Consider the following 12790-nt stretch of genomic DNA (forward strand, 5'->3'; position numbering starts at 1 on the left):
GATAGGGCTATCGGCATCTGAGTAATTTATAGATTCTTACGTTTCATCTCCCCCACAGCATAGTTAACGGCGCGGGCGGTCAGGGCCATAAACGTAATAGATGGATTCTGCGAGCCCGTAGAGGCCATGGCGGCCCCGTCGGTTACAAACACATTCCGACAGCTGTGTATCTGGTTGTGGGCATTGAGTATGGATGTTTTCGGATCACGGCCCATGCGAGCCCCGCCCATCTCGTGAATATCGAGACCAGGGTTACGATGATCGTCGTAGGGTCGAATGTTTTTGCAGCCGGCCTTGTCGAGCATCTCGGCCCCCTGTACCAGAAAATCGTCCATCATCTTTGTGTCGTTATCGGTATACCCAATCGAGGTAACGAGTTGTGGAACGCCCCAGGCATCGTTCTGATCAGGACTTAGCCGAACGTGGTTTTCGTAGCGCGGTACAGTTTCGCCCTGCATCATCATAAACACGTGCCACGGCCCGGGCTGGGTTATTCTTTTCTTGAATTCTGCGCCAAACGTCTCAGCAGTTGGCTGTCCCTGCCCCCGGCTGGCGCTGAAAGCAACCATGTACCCACGCTGGAAGTCGGTTTCCTGTCGGTTTACATTCCGGAAGTTAGGCATGAACGCTGTGGTAGGGCGTCGACCGTAATAATAGCCATCCTCGAAGCCTTCGTAGTCGGCCAGAATATTGCCCCGGTAATTATGAAAAGCCACATACCGGCCCAGCACGCCACTGTCGTTACCCAGGCCATTGGGAAAACGGCGAGAGGTTGAATTGAGCAGAATCAGGTTGGTATTCAGACAGGCTGCATTCACAAATATGATCCGGGCGTAATACTCCGTCAGTTGTTTGGTCTGTGCATCGACTACCCGTACGCCCGTTGCTTTCTGCTTCACCTCATCGTAAATAATCGAGTGCACAACCGAATCGGGGCGGAGGGTCAGCTTTCCGGTTTTGGCAGCCCATGGCAGAGTCGACGAGTTTGACGAAAAATACCCGCCATAAGGACAGCCCCGATAGCAGAGATGCCGGGCCTGACACGGCGCCCGCCCCTGGTCATAATGGATCTGTTGGGGCTCTGTCAGGTGGGCGCACCGGCCGATGATAACATGCCGGTCTTTATACGTAGCGGCCACACGCTGCTGAATGTGTTTTTCCACACAGTTCAGCTCCCACGGCTTCAGAAACTCCCCATCGGGCAGGGTTTCGAGTCCGTCTTTGTTGCCGCTGATCCCCACGAATCGCTCTACATGACTATACCAGGTCGCTATGTCGGCGTACCGAATGGGCCAGTCGGCAGCTGCCCCGTCGCGGGCGTTGGCTTCAAAATCGAACCGGCTCCAGCGTTGCGTTTGCCGGGCCCAGATCAGCGATTTTCCACCTACCTGATACCCTCGTATCCAGTCGAAAGGCTTCTCCTGTTGATACGGGTGCTCGGCATCTTTGACGAAAAACTGCTGGGTGGCTTCGTCCAGCGCATAACATTTGGTAGCGATGGGGTTAGCCTCGTCAAACGCCACCGGCATTCGGTTGCGGTGCGGGAAATCCCAGGGGTTGAGCGTAGCCGTCGGGTAATCCGTAATGTGCCGCACATCGCGGCCTCGCTCCAGCACCAGCGTCCGCAGCCCCTTCTCACACAGCTCTTTAGCCGCCCAGCCCCCACTGATTCCGGAACCGATGACGATAGCATCGTAGGTACGAGTGGCCCTGGTATCGCCGTAAGTCATCATAGTCCAATCTGATTTGAGCAACGATAATACATATTAATTCAGGCAAACTAAATCTGTCTACTATTTCAATAGATTTCTACAAACAACCGCCGTTGCTTTTGGCTTATTTAGGCAGGTACAACCAACAGCAACGTTATGGAAGCTAAAATTCCCCCGCAGCATCAGAACACCCAACCCGGCATTGAGGCCGAGCTGGACCCGCAGCCGAAAATAATCCGGCACCTCTACAAAGGCGCGAACAAACTTAAGGATAAAGTAGCACTCATCACCGGGGGCGATTCCGGCATCGGGCGAGCCGTAGCCGTTCATTTTGCCCGCGAAGGTGCCGATGTAGCTATCTCGTACATGACCCGCGAGGAAGAAGATGCCCGGAAAACAAAAGAACTGGTTGAAGCCGAAGGACGGCGTTGCGTGCTGCTCCCCGGCGATATTCGGCACGAGGATTACTGCACACACATCGTCGAAGAAACCGTTGCACAGCTGGGCAAGCTAAACATTCTGGTCAACAATGCCGGGCTCCAGCTGGCCCACAAAACCCTGGAAGAAGCCCGCGACGAAGACCTGCTGGATACCTACGAAACCAACATCTATTCGTTTTTTCGGGTTACGAAAGCTGCCGTGCCGCACCTGCACAAAGGCGACAGTATTATCAACACCACCTCGGTAACGGCCTACCAGGGGCGCGCCGATCTGCTGGAATACTCATCGACCAAAGGAGCGATCATGACGTTTACCCGGGCTTTGTCGAGTAACCTGATCAGCAAAGGTATCCGGGTCAATGGCGTAGCACCGGGTCCGATCTGGACTCCACTCAACCCTTCGTCGGTAGAAGCTAAACAAATTCCGATGTTCGGGAAAGACGTGCCCATGAAGCGTCCCGGCCAACCCAGCGAGGTGGCCCCTGCTTACGTTTTTCTGGCTTCAGAAGACGCATCCTACATCACCGGCCAGGTACTTCACCCTAACGGTGGCACTATCATAAACGCCTAAGCCGGTATGCCCTTCAGGCGCTGGCAAAAACTGTAAGCCTATACTGTACACAGAAATTCTCTCCGTTATGGAACAAATGGAAATTGACGCCAAGCCGCAGCACCAGGATGCGCAGCCTGGCCTGGAATACGAAATGGACCCGCAGCCGATATATATTCGGGACAACTACGAAGGTGCCGACAAACTCAGGGATAAGATTGCAGTCATCACCGGGGGCGACTCTGGCATCGGGCGGGCCATAGCCGTTCACTATGCCCGCGAAGGCGCCGACCTGGCTCTCATCTACCACCCCCGCGAAGAGCAGGACGCTCAGAAGACAAAATCGCTGGTTGAGGCCGAAGGGCGTCGATGCCTGCTGCTGGCGGGCGACCTGAAAAGTCTTTCTTTCATTCGGGAATCGGTTGGCAAAATCATCAGCACCTATCATCACATCAATATACTGGTGAACAATGCAGCCAATCACGTAGAACAGCACGAGTTCACGGACATTTCGGACGAACAGATGCGGCAGACCTTCGAGTTGAATATACTGGCTATGTTCCGGCTCACTAAAAATGTACTCCCCTACATGGGCAGTTACGACTGCATCATCAACACCACCTCGGTGGTATCCTACCGGGGCAGCAAAGCTCTGATCGATTATGCCGCCACCAAGGGGGCAGTAACGGCCTTTACGCGGTCTTTGTCACAGAACCTGGTAGACCGTGGCATCCGGGTCAACGCCGTAGCCCCCGGCCCGATCTGGACCCCACTGATCGTAGCGACCAAATCGCCGGAAACGGTTGCGGAGTTCGGTAAAGACACCCCCATGGAGCGACCCGGCCAACCCGCCGAGCTGGCCCCGGCCTATGTCTTTCTGGCTTCGGAAGATGCGTCGTATTTTACAGGACAGGTCATTCATGTAAACGGGGGCGAAGTGATCAACTCGTAAGAAAAAATTGTACCTGACAGCCTCGGGTTCTTTGCCTGGTAACTACTATTTTTACTAGTCAAGGACAGCTCGAGGCTGTCTGGTATCTGTATGGAAGCACCTCCATTAACGACCCGTCCCGTACCGCTGCATCCGGGCGTACCGGGTTTGGGCAACACATTGGCCTTTCTTCGGGATCCGCTGGCTATTCTGCGGACGCTGCAGCAGCGCTACGACCGAATCGCTCACCTCCGCATTGGGGGTCGCCATCAGTATCTGGTGCTGCGGCCCGAAGATGCCAAGCACGTTTTACAGGAGAACCACCGGAACTACGGCCGCTCGCCCGCGTTTCAGGTGTTGAAAATCTTTCTGGGAAACGGCCTGCTGACCAGCGAAGGCGATTTCTGGCGTCGGCAGCGTCGGCTGGCCCAACCAGCCTTTCACCGGCAAAAACTGGCGGCCCTGGCCCAGACAATGGTATCGGAAACAGCCAGTTGGCTAACTGAGCTCAACCAATCTAATCGTCATCAGCCCATTAATATATCGCAGGCCTTTATGGATGTTACCATGCGTATCGTCTGTAAAACCCTGTTCGGCTCGGATGTAGTTGGCCGGCTGGACGGCCTCTCAACAGCGCTCGATACGCTCAATTACCTGGCCAATGACCGGATGCTCTCACCCGTTCGATTTCCGATGCACTGGCCAACCCCCACGAACCTGCGCTTCAAACGGGCTGGCATTGTCGTCGACTCGTTTATATACGGGGTCATCAACCAGCGTACTCAGCTCGCTCCCAGCGACCGCGACGACCTGCTGGATATGCTGCGACTGGCCGAAGATGAAGATACCGGCGAACGGATGTCCAGCCAGCAACTGCGCGATGAGTGCGTTACGCTGTTTGCCGCCGGGCACGAGACGACGGCTGTCTCTATGGCCTGGACCATGCATCTGCTCACGCAGCACCCCGACGTGACCGCCCGACTGCGGGATGAGGCTATACTGCATCTGGGAAGCGCCCCCCTCCCCCCGCCCGAGGCATTCAGAAGCATGACCTATACCATGCAGGTCATTCAGGAATCGATGCGGCTCTACCCACCGGCCTGGATTATGAGTCGGCTGGCGCTGGCCGATGACCCTATCGGGCCCTATACCATTCCGGCGGGAGATACGGCTCTGGTTAGCCCTTACCTCTTGCATCGCGACCCGGTCAGCTGGCCCGATCCAGACCGGTTTGATCCCGATCGGTTTGCGCCCGGCTGGGATAAAGAACGCCATTCGTATGCTTATCTGCCCTTTGGCGGGGGCCCCAGGCTATGCATCGGTAACCAGTTCGCCCTACTGGAGATGCAGATACTGCTGGGGATGCTCATGCGCGATTTTACCGTTCAGGCAGCCTCTGATCGACCCGTTATCACCCAGCCGCTTATTACCCTGCGCCCCAAAAGACCCATTTATGTCAGGTTGACCTGACAGGCAAATTATACTTTACGAAGAACTTTTGTAGGTGGGCGTTCCACGATAGATACTAAATGTTGATAGACAGCGATCTGTTGACAACATAGGCTGTGGAGTCGTGAAACAGGATTGCATCTTTTGTAGTAGGTATTGACTTTGTAGTCAGTATACCCAAACTTAGATAGTCCATTGCTGTTCTGATTTATTCACCTTTAAACGCGACACAATGAGACTACAAATGCACGCCGTTAAGTTTACGGCCGATCAGAGCCTGTTAGATTTCATCCAGGCTAAGCTGAACAAATTAGACACTTTCCATGACCGGATCATCGGCGGTGAAGTGTTTCTCCGACTAGACGGAGCCGACTCCAACAAGGTAAAAGAGAAAATTGTTGAAGTCAGGCTGACGATTCCAGGAAAAGAGCTGTTCGTTAAAGAACACGACAAGAGTTTCGAGAGCGCTACCGACCGCGTGTTGGATGTGCTGAAAGATAAACTTGTTCGCTGCAAAGAAAAACGTAGCGACTTTTCGAGTCCCGTCATTGTCGAAGCCAAATCCCGGATGGAAGAAGACGAGGTTTTCGAGCCCGATGAGTTATAAAACCCAAGTCAGTAAAACAGCGAAAGCCACCCGAATAAGGTGGCTTTCGCTGTTTTACTGATCTGTAGTAGCTTAGAGGCCAAACGCCTGTTTGATCTGATCGACAAAATCGAGTTTTTCCCAGGTGAAAAGCTCTACTTCCAGTTCTATGGTCTGACCATTTGAACCAAAGGTCTTTTTCACGACTTCGTTCTTCCGGCCCATGTGTCCGTAAGCAGCCGTTTCCGAATAGATCGGGTTACGGAGCTTGAGCCGCTGCTCGATAGCGTAGGGACGCATATCGAAGATCTGTCCGATTTTTTCGGCAATGGCGCCATCGTGCAAGTCTACTTTCGACGTGCCATAGGTATTCACATACAGGCCACATGGTTTAGCAACGCCGATGGCGTACGAAACCTGCACCAGCACCTGATCGCAAAGGCCAGCCGCTACCATGTTCTTGGCAATGTGGCGCGTTGCATAGGCCGCCGAACGGTCTACTTTCGACGGATCTTTGCCCGAAAAAGCGCCACCACCGTGGGCACCTTTGCCGCCGTAGGTATCGACAATGATCTTGCGACCCGTCAATCCGGTATCGCCATGGGGACCACCAATCACAAACTTACCCGTGGGGTTGATGTAATAGGTAATGTCGTCGGTAAACAGGCTGTGTAGTTCGGCTTTCTGGGCGGCTTTAACGCGGGGAATGACGATGTTGATAATATCTTCCCGAATCTTGGCCAGCATGGTTGCATCATCGGCAAAATCATCATGTTGAGTCGATACCACAATGGTATCGATGCGGATCGGCTGATGATCATCGCTGTACTCAATGGTCACCTGCGACTTGGCATCGGGCCGTAGATACGGCATCAGGTGATTTTCGTTGTTACGAATGTGCGACATCTCCCGCAAAATAGCGTGGGCCAGATCGAGCGGAAGCGGCATGAAATTGTCGGTTTCGTTGGTGGCGTATCCGAACATCATGCCCTGGTCACCGGCGCCCTGTGCATTCGCTTTCGTTTCGAAATCGTCGTTGGCTACTTCCCGGTCAACCCCCTGGTTGATGTCGGCCGACTGATCATGAAGCGCCGAGAAGATGCCACACGAGTTGGCTTCGAACATGTATTCGCTCTTGGTGTAGCCGATTTTACGGATCACCTCGCGCGTAATTTTCTGGACATCCAGATAGGTTTCTGTTTTGATTTCACCAGCCAGAACAACCTGTCCTGTTGTAACGAGCGTTTCGCAGGCTACCTTACTGGAGGGATCGAACGCCAGAAAGTTATCGATCAGTGCATCGGAGATTTGGTCAGCGACCTTGTCGGGGTGTCCTTCAGAAACAGATTCGGACGTAAAAAGATAAGGCATTGCAGCTCTGAGAAACTTGGTTTGAAACCACAAAGCTACACCTTTATAGACAGGTGACAAACGATAACCCTGCCAGGCAAATCAGTATTCTTAGTTACAGTTTATCTACCGGGCTCTTACGCGACTTGCTATCAGCAAGTAGCCACCCGTCCGGATCGGGTGGCTACTTGCTTTTCCCGAAGCGTTTAGACTACAAGCCCTGGCTTGTAAAAGAACACGTAGACAGGCCTCGTAATGACAGATACGTTGATCACCTGTGGATTAACCAAACATTTTTCGGCGAATAACGTCGAAGAAAGCAGCTGTAAACGGCCACCACGGCATGGTGGTAAATAGCCGCAGTTCATCAGTCAGTCGGGTATCTTCATCCAGAAACGTAAAAACCCGACGGGGGTTTTCGACATAGACGCGGGTAAACACATCGTCGGCGGGGTGCCGGTGTTTTTCCAGTACATTCAGAAAAACGCTGTCGTACAGTTTGAAGCGTTTCTGAAACCAGGGGGTTCGGCGGGTGGGCTTACCGGTCTCAACCAGGTTGTGGACAATGTCGTGCAGGTAACGCTGGGTACGCTGAAATGTATAGCCGGTCGACGCTTTGGTATACCCGCCCGAGGTGCCGATCCGAACAATATGCTCCGAAGGATTTTCCTGAGTCGCTACGTCCGACATCGGGATTACGCCGTATTCCGTTTCCCGAATTTCATAAGTGCCGGTGTCGACGAACCGATCGATGTACTGACGCAGATCGGTTTCGTACTCCTCCATTGTCAGCAGCTTATCATTGAAGAGGGTAAACTCGACCAGCGCCGTTTTTTCGTCGAAGGGCAGTACATACATAAACCGGCAATCGCCATGCTGTTCGACCCGGAAGTCCATTATTTCGGGAAGCGACGGGTTGAAACAGGGTTTTTCAGTCTGGATTACCCATCCTTTAAAATGTTGGAGCAGGTTATGATTGTCGGGCTGATCCAGATTCAGGGAGTAGGTACTGTCGAAAACATAATCGGCGATGTATGGCTCATCATTAGCAATGACGAACCCACCCTGGGGAGTGTCCTTGATCCGGTTAATGGTTGCCTGCTGCCGCTCTACATTGGGGTATTTGGCCAGTTCGGCCAGTACAAAGCTGTAGAAATCGATGCCCCGCAGCATCTTGTACCGGTACTCGCCCAGTTCTAAAGGGCCGGTATAGGTTGTGCCATGAAAATGTACGGTTTGCCACGTCTTAAACAGAATCGACTCAAACGGGCCGGTTCCCCGCTCCCAGAAGCACCACGTTCGATCATTACGATCTTTCTGTTCGCGATCAAGAATCAGAATAGAATGGTTTCCCAGCGGAGATTGTGTCAGGTAGTAGGCCAGGCTTAATCCTGCCATACCTCCTCCGGCGATGATGAAGTCGTATTTTTTCATGCAGCAAATAAAAAGCCCGGACGCATAGCCCGGACTTTCGTTAGTAGGCAGTTAGTAGAACAAAGCAGGAAGTGGGCTGCTGCTAACAATACGGGCCTCCAGAGGCTACCGCCCGACAGCTTGCTATCACTACTACTCGATTATACATTCACATGTTTTTCGGCATGGTAACTCGACCGGACCAGTGGCCCCGATTCAACGTATTTCAGCCCCCGGCTTAACCCTTCTTCCTTGTACATGGCAAAGGTTTCGGGGTGGATCCACTCGATGACTTCGTGGTGCATTTTGGTCGGTTGCAGGTACTGGCCGAGGGTCAGCACATCCAGTCCGTTTGCCGCCAGATCGTCCATGGCTTTAAATACTTCGTCGTGGGTTTCGCCCAGACCCAGCATAATCCCGGATTTGGTACGCTGCCCATACTCTTTCGTGCGTCGGATCTGTTCCAGGCTGCGCTCGTAGCGGGCCTGGGGTCGTACACGCCGATACAGCCGCTCAACCGTTTCCATGTTGTGCGAGACGACTTCCTGGCCGGCAGAAATCATGCGGGTCAACGCTTCCCAGTTGCCTTTGGTATCCGGAATCAGCGTTTCGATCGTTGTTGCCGGCGACGCTTCCTTGATCAGACGAACGGTCTGATACCAGATTTCAGCACCCCGGTCTTTCAATTCGTCCCGGTTGACGGACGTAATCACCGCATGTTTCACCTTCATCAGCACGATGGCTTCGGCCACACGACGGGGCTCGTCCGTATCGTACTCGTTAGGACGCCCGGTAGCCACGGCACAGAACGTGCAGCTGCGGGTACAGACGTTACCCAATATCATGAACGTGGCCGTGCCGGCACCCCAGCACTCACCCATATTAGGGCAGTTACCACTTTCGCAAATCGTGTGTAGCTTATGTTCATCGACGAGCTTACGGACTTTGGCATATTCCGGACCGATCGGCAGCTTAACGCGCAACCAGTCTGGACGTTTCTTCCGTTGCTGTTCGGAGGGTATTACGGGTAGTTCGATCATGGCACCTCAATCCTTTCCAACAAAATTCGTTTTTCCGGCGTAAAGTTCATAAAAAAGCCAGAAAGGCGCCGGCGGAAGAGACGGGCCGGGAAAGCGATAGCCAACTCCCGAACCGTCTCTTCCGCCGGCGCCTTCCGGCGCGCCTGGCTTACTTCTTACTGCCAAAAAACAAGGTTAGATAGCCCGAGGTAAAGAAGCTGCGGTTGCCTATGCTTCGATCTCCGCCCTGTGTCTGATTGGGGATGATCACGATCCGCTGGGGGAATGCTTCGGCCAGAAAACCGATCTCGACGCCGGTTGTGTTGCTTCGGAAGGCACTCAATTCAAAACTGAGGGCGGCTTTAACGTTTACCCCCACGGTTAGCTTGGACTGACCAAACCCCTGAAAAAAACTACCGGCTCCGGTTACTGTTTCGCCGGTTGCGGTCGCGAAACCGTTTACTTCAGAGGCTGGCACCGATCGGGTCGTGTTGCCGAACGAAACTTCCAGGTAATAGGGTTTTATAATCCCCAGCGAAGGACCTGCTGCCAGGATACCGCTTACCGCGATGCCTTCATCATCGTCCCGCTGAAATAACTTCACCTCCCGACCATACTGTGGCCTCACAACAAACAGGTAATTCTCTTTGCCGCTTATATAACGCGACCCAACCGAATTGATCGACGACTGTATCTCCTTGGGATGCTTTACATTGACCACTTCCAGGCTGATGTAATGGTACTGACGCATACCCAGCAACTCACCCGAAGCGAGTCTCGACTGGCGAAACGAGAAGCCACCCACAATACCGGAATTGGTATTGGTCGTGATGCCAAACGTAGTAATGGTATTGTAGTTTTCCTCTTCCGTTTCGGCGGCTGATGGCCGGACGTTTTGTCCCAGCACAGACAGGCTGCTTAGTACGAGGCTAAATAAAACGTATATCGTTCGCATTGTCGTAAATTCCTGAATTAAAGCTAATCAATTTGCCCGTCTCCACAAAATCGGGTACGCTATTAGCGTAACCAATTCATAATTTATATGTTTGAGGAAAACACCCACAGCAAGGAAAAGACCTCCCGGCGGTAACCTCCTCAGTCTTTGTACATTCTCCCTTTTTCTATGGCAACCATTCACATAGCTTACGTAGGCGACCTGCGCACGGATTGCACCCATATTCAGTCAGGCACGCATATCAACACCGACGCCCCCACCGATAACCAGGGCCGGGGCGAAGCCTTCTCCCCCACCGACCTCGTAGCCAACGCGCTCGGCACCTGTATTATTACAACCATGGCCATCTTTGCCCGGCGCGATGGCATAGAGCTGGCCGGCAGCTCACTCGATGTGACCAAGATTATGAGCAGCCAGCCACCCCGGCGCATTGCCCGGATCGACGTTGATCTGGTTCTCCGCGCTGACCCGATGCCCGACGCCGACACATGCGCCCATCTGGAAAAGATAGCGCATACCTGCCCCGTGGCCATCAGTCTGCACCCGGATATAGAGCAGGCCGTCACGATCCGCTGGGAAGCCGTAGCCGACGTGGCCGCGGACTAGAAACCGGGTTTGCCAGCCTGGTATCAGGCTGGCAGTTTCCAGCCGTTCTGGTAGTTGGCTTTCAGCAGTGCATTGGCCTGCGGGTCGTTACTGAATTCTCCTTTTTCCATATCCCAGAACAGACGCCGACCCGTCCGGAAAGCAATATTGCCCAGATGCGAGTTCAACGCGGCTCCCTGCGCCACGTCGGTATTGCAGGTCGGCTGTTTCCGGGCTTTGATGCACTCGACAAAATTGACCGCGTGATTGTCGAGACCGTTCCCCTGTGGACTTTGCCGGGGAAGCTGTTCCAGTTTATACCTGACAATCCCTTTTTCAGTTACAGTTTCGGGGTAGAGTTCCCAGCCGCTCCGGTCAACAACCAGCGTACCGTTCTCCCCGATGAACGCTATGCCGTGTGGCCGGTTATAGTTGGCTCCGTTGATACCGATGGTATGCTCCCAACTCATTGTCACATCCCCAAAGTCGTAGATCGCCTGCTGAGTATCCGGTGTTTCGCGCGCATCGGTAGGGTACCCGTACTTACCTCCCAGCGACATAATTGATTTGGGGGCGGTTTGCTTCATTCCCCATAAAGCAATATCAATCAGGTGAACACCCCAGTCGGTCATCAGCCCACCCGCATAATCCCAGTACCAGCGGAAGTTGAAATGAAACCGGTTTATATTAAAAGGACGCCTGGGTGCCGGACCCAGCCACATGGCGTAGTCAACGCCGGGCGGTACCGGACCATCGGGCTGCCTGGGCACTTCACTTTTCCAGCCGATGTATGACCACACTTTTACGATCCGTAGCTTGCCCAGCTTCCCGGAATGCACGTAATCGATGGCGTTGTAAAAATGAGGACTGCTCCGCTGCCACTGGCCAACCTGCACAATTTTGTTGGTCCGTTTGGCAGCAGCCATCATTCGGTTACACTCCTCGATGGTATTGGCCAGCGGCTTTTCGACGTACACATCTTTACCGGCTTCACAGGCGTCGGTCATCATCAGACAATGCCAGTGGTCGGGCGTGCCGATAATTACGGCATCGATGTCTTTGTTTTCGAGCAGTTTCCGGTAATCGCCGTACGTCTGCGCTTTTTTACCGGTCTGTTTCTCCAGCTCAGCAGCCCGTTTTGTCAGTACGTTCTGGTCTACATCACAGAGGGCTACGACCTCAACGCCCGGCACTTTCAGATGCGCCTGCACATCGGACCAGCCCATGCCGTTTATGCCGATCGCCCCGATGCGGAGCCGGTCAGAGGGAGCAACAACAGGAGTGGCAGCTGTTGACGCGAGGGCTGGCAATGACAGCGCGGGCGCTGCTGCGGAAGCACTTAAGCTCGTTCGGAGAAAGTCTCGGCGGGTGGTCATGGTAGCGAAGATCGTGTGCGCTGATAAAGACCCGCCCGGTTTTATTTTACTGACCCGGCAGTGCGCTTTCGCAGGAGATAATAGTATCGTTCAGCAGCCCCATCCTTATCCGAATTTATATGCGACGATACCAGTTCCCAGCCATTACGGACCATAAAATTGAGCGCATCCATCGACGAGCCGAAACGAATCTGCTGCCTGTCGGTACCGCTGATTACCTGTCTTCGGGCGTAAGGAGACGGTTGCCCGTAGTCGATGTAAGCATAAGTTGAAGCCGTTGCCCGGGCAGAGCCTGTAAGCAGCTGGCAGTAGGTAATCTCTTCTTTACTAATATCTACCCCGTCGACAAAGACCTGGGCCGTAGCCCAGTAACTGAGGCTGGTGAGCCAGCCGATGAGAAAAACAGTTTTCATAGTCTGAATGC

12 protein-coding genes are annotated in these 12790 nt (G+C 53.6%); 5 read left to right on the forward strand and 7 right to left on the reverse strand.

All coding sequences use genetic code 11. The features are described from left to right. Nucleotides 1–26: 26 nt before the first annotated feature. On the reverse strand, nucleotides 27–1733 hold the full coding sequence (locus tag B1C80_RS06395) for a GMC oxidoreductase (protein ID WP_077920238.1): 1707 nt from the start codon (nucleotides 1731–1733) through the stop codon (nucleotides 27–29). A 135-nt stretch (nucleotides 1734–1868) separates the two neighbouring features. Here B1C80_RS06395 and B1C80_RS06400 point away from each other — a divergent pair, with 135 nt between their 5' ends. The 4 genes from B1C80_RS06400 (at nucleotide 1869) to B1C80_RS06415 (ending at nucleotide 5689) form a co-directional block, all read left to right on the forward strand. Further along, nucleotides 1869–2723: an SDR family oxidoreductase gene (locus B1C80_RS06400; protein ID WP_077920239.1), complete on the forward strand. Its 855-nt coding sequence runs from the start codon at nucleotides 1869–1871 to the stop codon at nucleotides 2721–2723. A gap of 67 nt (nucleotides 2724–2790) precedes the next feature. Beyond that, a complete protein-coding gene (locus tag B1C80_RS06405; protein ID WP_077920240.1) occupies nucleotides 2791–3654 on the forward strand; it encodes an SDR family oxidoreductase in 864 nt (287 codons plus the stop codon). Nucleotides 3655–3744: 90 nt separating this feature from the next. Further along, a complete protein-coding gene (locus B1C80_RS06410; protein ID WP_077920241.1) occupies nucleotides 3745–5103 on the forward strand; it encodes a cytochrome P450 in 1359 nt (452 codons plus the stop codon). Between the two features lie 211 nt (nucleotides 5104–5314). Beyond that, nucleotides 5315–5689: an HPF/RaiA family ribosome-associated protein gene (locus B1C80_RS06415; RefSeq protein ID WP_077920242.1), complete on the forward strand. Its 375-nt coding sequence runs from the start codon at nucleotides 5315–5317 to the stop codon at nucleotides 5687–5689. A gap of 72 nt (nucleotides 5690–5761) precedes the next feature. On the opposite strand, the gene metK is transcribed toward B1C80_RS06415, so the two are convergent. The 4 genes from metK to B1C80_RS06435 all read right to left on the reverse strand — a co-directional run bounded on the left by metK (nucleotide 5762) and on the right by B1C80_RS06435 (nucleotide 10405). Further along, nucleotides 5762–7039 (reverse strand): methionine adenosyltransferase, encoded by a 1278-nt coding sequence (gene metK, locus B1C80_RS06420; RefSeq protein WP_077920243.1) that lies wholly within the window; start codon nucleotides 7037–7039, stop codon nucleotides 5762–5764. Between the two features lie 261 nt (nucleotides 7040–7300). Next, nucleotides 7301–8452, reverse strand: coding sequence for a lycopene cyclase family protein (locus B1C80_RS06425; protein ID WP_077920244.1), 1152 nt, complete (start codon nucleotides 8450–8452; stop codon nucleotides 7301–7303). A gap of 140 nt (nucleotides 8453–8592) precedes the next feature. Continuing rightward, entirely contained in the window at nucleotides 8593–9471 is an 879-nt protein-coding gene (gene lipA / locus B1C80_RS06430) for a lipoyl synthase (RefSeq protein ID WP_077920245.1), read from the reverse strand. A 148-nt stretch (nucleotides 9472–9619) separates the two neighbouring features. After that, nucleotides 9620–10405: a hypothetical protein gene (locus B1C80_RS06435; RefSeq protein ID WP_077920246.1), complete on the reverse strand. Its 786-nt coding sequence runs from the start codon at nucleotides 10403–10405 to the stop codon at nucleotides 9620–9622. Nucleotides 10406–10573: 168 nt separating this feature from the next. Between B1C80_RS06435 and B1C80_RS06440 the strand changes: the two genes are divergently transcribed. After that, nucleotides 10574–11011 (forward strand): OsmC family protein, encoded by a 438-nt coding sequence (locus B1C80_RS06440; RefSeq protein WP_077920247.1) that lies wholly within the window; start codon nucleotides 10574–10576, stop codon nucleotides 11009–11011. 23 nt (nucleotides 11012–11034) lie between these two features. Here B1C80_RS06440 and B1C80_RS06445 read toward each other — a convergent pair whose 3' ends face one another. Both B1C80_RS06445 and B1C80_RS06450 read right to left on the reverse strand, forming a co-directional pair. Next, complete coding sequence (locus B1C80_RS06445) at nucleotides 11035–12366, reverse strand: Gfo/Idh/MocA family protein (RefSeq protein WP_077920248.1); 1332 nt, start codon at nucleotides 12364–12366, stop codon at nucleotides 11035–11037. A gap of 41 nt (nucleotides 12367–12407) precedes the next feature. Next, entirely contained in the window at nucleotides 12408–12779 is a 372-nt protein-coding gene (locus B1C80_RS06450) for a hypothetical protein (protein WP_077920249.1), read from the reverse strand. Nucleotides 12780–12790: the final 11 nt, after the last annotated feature.

Source organism: Spirosoma sp. 209, from assembly GCF_002006735.1.
GTDB classification, from domain to species: Bacteria; Bacteroidota; Bacteroidia; order Cytophagales; family Spirosomataceae; genus Spirosoma; species Spirosoma sordidisoli.

What these genes read in the sequence shown, in the direction of transcription:
- B1C80_RS06395 (WP_077920238.1), bottom strand. Translation starts at nt 1,733, where the DNA reads ATGATGACTTACGGCGATACCAGGGCCACTCGTACCTACGATGCTATC.
- B1C80_RS06400 (WP_077920239.1), top strand. Translation starts at nt 1,869, where the DNA reads ATGGAAGCTAAAATTCCCCCGCAGCATCAGAACACCCAACCCGGCATT.
- B1C80_RS06405 (WP_077920240.1), top strand. Translation starts at nt 2,791, where the DNA reads ATGGAACAAATGGAAATTGACGCCAAGCCGCAGCACCAGGATGCGCAG.
- B1C80_RS06410 (WP_077920241.1), top strand. Translation starts at nt 3,745, where the DNA reads ATGGAAGCACCTCCATTAACGACCCGTCCCGTACCGCTGCATCCGGGC.
- B1C80_RS06415 (WP_077920242.1), top strand. Translation starts at nt 5,315, where the DNA reads ATGAGACTACAAATGCACGCCGTTAAGTTTACGGCCGATCAGAGCCTG.
- metK (WP_077920243.1), bottom strand. Translation starts at nt 7,039, where the DNA reads ATGCCTTATCTTTTTACGTCCGAATCTGTTTCTGAAGGACACCCCGAC.
- B1C80_RS06425 (WP_077920244.1), bottom strand. Translation starts at nt 8,452, where the DNA reads ATGAAAAAATACGACTTCATCATCGCCGGAGGAGGTATGGCAGGATTA.
- lipA (WP_077920245.1), bottom strand. Translation starts at nt 9,471, where the DNA reads ATGATCGAACTACCCGTAATACCCTCCGAACAGCAACGGAAGAAACGT.
- B1C80_RS06435 (WP_077920246.1), bottom strand. Translation starts at nt 10,405, where the DNA reads ATGCGAACGATATACGTTTTATTTAGCCTCGTACTAAGCAGCCTGTCT.
- B1C80_RS06440 (WP_077920247.1), top strand. Translation starts at nt 10,574, where the DNA reads ATGGCAACCATTCACATAGCTTACGTAGGCGACCTGCGCACGGATTGC.
- B1C80_RS06445 (WP_077920248.1), bottom strand. Translation starts at nt 12,366, where the DNA reads ATGACCACCCGCCGAGACTTTCTCCGAACGAGCTTAAGTGCTTCCGCA.
- B1C80_RS06450 (WP_077920249.1), bottom strand. Translation starts at nt 12,779, where the DNA reads ATGAAAACTGTTTTTCTCATCGGCTGGCTCACCAGCCTCAGTTACTGG.